Annotated in this window: 1 protein-coding gene; it reads right to left on the reverse strand. The window is 67.0% G+C overall.

Features of this window, described 5'->3' with window-relative positions; all coding sequences use genetic code 11:
- Nucleotides 1–171 precede the first annotated feature (171 nt).
- Nucleotides 172–3,047 (reverse strand): sarcosine oxidase subunit alpha family protein (locus EN893_RS26370; RefSeq protein ID WP_128361892.1); only part of this gene is annotated, 2,876 nt, incomplete at its 5' end.

Below are 3,047 nucleotides of genomic sequence, written 5' to 3' on the forward strand. Positions count from 1 at the left end.
ATACAAAAGCCCCCCACGCCAGTCCCGCCGATGCTGGAAGCCCGTGTCCACGCGTCGAGGTCGCCGCTGACCATCAACTGGTTGAGGTCGAGGACGGCTCGTATCGCAAGATCCGGCGTGGCGATGACTGCGCTCTGCCAGTCCGGAGTAATGGACCATTTTTCCGCGAGATCACGCATGCAGCCGGTCTCCTGCCGGGTCGAAGGCGCAAGGGGCGGTAATCGTCGCCTTGCTGATCTTGCCGAGATGCTGGATGTCTATCGTCTCGCCATGCCGCGTCGCACCGCGCTCGATCAGGCCAAGCGCAACCGGGCGGCCGAGCGTCGGGCTGTGGTAGCTCGAGGTGACAAAGCCTTGGCTGCGCAATCTGCCGTCGCTCCGTTTGATGCCATGCGCTCCGGTCGGCAGCGGCGCTTCGCCTTGCGGCACCGCCAATCCGACAAGCTGCATGCGGTTGTCACGCGAGGCCTCTTCGGTGAACAGCGAGCGGCGGCCGACGAACTCGGTCTGGCGCTTGACGCGCGGGCCGTCGACGCCGAGATCGTGCGGCAGGGTGGTGCCGTCAGTGTCCTTGCCAATGACGATAAAGCCTTTCTCGGCGCGCAGGATCATCAGCGCCTCCAGGCCGATGACGACGGCGTCGAACGCCTGGCCCGCCTTGCGCAGATGCGCCCATAACGGCTCGGCGCGATCGGCCCGGATCGAAATCTCGTAGCTCCTGTCGCCGGTGAAGCTGACGCGGGCAATGCGGACTTCGTTGCCGGCGTAGGTGCCATGACCGATGGCCATATGCGGAAGATCGGCGTCGCCGAGCGAGAGACCGAGATCCAGCGCTTCGAGCAGTTTTCGGGCGTTCGGTCCTGAAACTGTCAACGTTGCCATGTCCGATGTGGCGTTGTGAATATAGATCGCGCCGCGTCCGAAGCGGTCCTGTCGCCATTCCTCCAGCCGGGCGTGAACGGCAGCGACATGCGAGGACGAGCACGAGACGACAAAGCGATGCTCGCCCAGCCGCACCAGAACGCCGTCATCAAAGACCACGCCGTTCTCCGACAGCATGAAGCCGTAGCGGCAGCGGCCCGGCTTCAGCGTCGACATGGTGTTGTAGTACAGAAAATCCACGAATGCGGCCGCCTGCGGCCCGATCACCTCGATCTTGCCGAGTGTCGAACCGTCGAACAGCGCGACCGACTGGCGCGCGCGCCGTGCTTCGTCCGCGATCGAACGCTCCGCGTCAGCGCTGCCGCCATAATGGGCAGGGCGCAGCCAGCCGCCATATTCCTGGAAGACAGCGCCATTGGCGCGATGGACGTTTTCGAGCGGCAGCCGGCGCACCGGCGCCATCAACTCGCCGCCGCGCGCGCCGGCAAAGCTTGCCAGCGGCACCGGGGTGAATGGCGGACGATAGGTGGTGGTGCCGACCTCCGGCACCGTACGCCCGGTGATACCGGCCATCAGCGCCAGGCCGGGCAGGTTGGAGGTCTTGCCCTGGTCGGTTGCCATGCCGAGCGTGGTGTAGCGCTTCAGATGTTCGACCGAGACGAAGTTTTCGCGCGCTGCCAGTTCGACGTCCTTCACCGTCACGTCGTTCTGGTAATCGATCCAGATACGGCCTTTCGAGCCCGGAATCGGCCATGCCGGGAGAATGCCTCCCGTCGCCTCCGGTCCGGTGCTGCGCGGTAGGGGAGCCTTCGTCTGGCCGAGGGGTGCAAAGGCGGGGCCGGCGCCAGCAAACACCTCCGACAAGGAGACCGCGCCGGCTGCGGCGCCGATCCCGGCGATGCCGTCGCCCGGATCGCTTGGCAGGAAGGCGGCGCGCGCATCGCCCCAGGCGAGCTTGCCCTTGGCCTGGCCGAAGAGATGGATGGTCGGCGTCCACCCGCCGGAGACCAGGACGCAATCGGCATCGAACCTCGTGCCGTCGTCGAGCGTCACGCCGTCGACGCGCAGCTTGCCGCTGGCGGATGCGAGAGAACGCCCTTTGATCAACCGGGCATTGGCCGGCGCGGCAGGCGTGCCGTTGCGCCGGATGTCGACAAGCCTGACTTCGGCGCCGGCCTCGGCAAGCGCCCCCGCCACCTCATAGGCGCTGTCATTGTTGGTGGCGACGACGATGCGGCGGCCGACCAGCACAGCGTGGCGCCGGAGATAGGCGAACGCCGCATCCGCCGACATGATGCCCGGCAGATCGTTGTTGGCGAAAGGCAGCGGCCGCTCGATGGCGCCGGTCGCCAGCACGATCTGGCGCGGCCTGACCCGCCACAGCGTATCCGGCCGGCCGTCGAAATGGCGCTGATTCAGACCGACCAGATTGTGGTCGTAGATGCCGAAGGCGGTGGTCGAAGGCAGGATGAGGTGACCGCCAGCGACAAGCTCGGCAATCGTCTCCTTGACCCATACGGCCGCCGGCTTGCCGTCGATCTCCGCGGCACGATGGCCAAGCGATCCGCCGGGGCTCTGCTGGTCGTCTATCAATGTGACAGTCAGGCCAGCACCAGACGCCAGCCTTGCCGCTGCCAGCCCGGCCGGTCCCGCGCCTACAACCAGCACATCGCAATGATGGTTGATCTGGTCGGCCATGCCGGGCGAGGTCCAGTCGGCATCGACCGTGCCCAGCCCCGCCATGGCGCGGATGCGCGGCTCGAACCTGTGCCAGTCCGGCCACATGAAGGTCTTGTAGTAGAACGCGGCCGGGATGAAGCGCGCAAAACGGTCCAGGAAGGCGTGGCGGTCGGCCAGTGCGCTGGGCGTGGCATTGACGCTTTTCGCCACCAGTCCGTCGCGCGCCGGCTCGGTCGTGGCGCGCGTGTTGGGCGTCGCCCACAAGCCGCCGATATCGACCAGCGCGTTGGGCTCCTCGACGCCGGCGCCCCATATGCCGCGCGGCCGGTGGTATTTGAAGCTGCGGCCGACGACCGCGACGTCACCCGCCAGCAGCGCCGAGGCGATGGTGTCGCCGGCAAAGCCCTGCACGATGGTTCCGTCGAAGCTGAAGCGGATCGGGCGCGAGCGGTCGATGGCGCTGCCGCCGGTGGCAAGACGTGAGG

It is taken from the genome of Mesorhizobium sp. M7A.F.Ca.CA.004.04.2.1 (genome assembly GCF_004022825.1).
GTDB lineage: Bacteria > Pseudomonadota > Alphaproteobacteria > Rhizobiales > Rhizobiaceae > Mesorhizobium.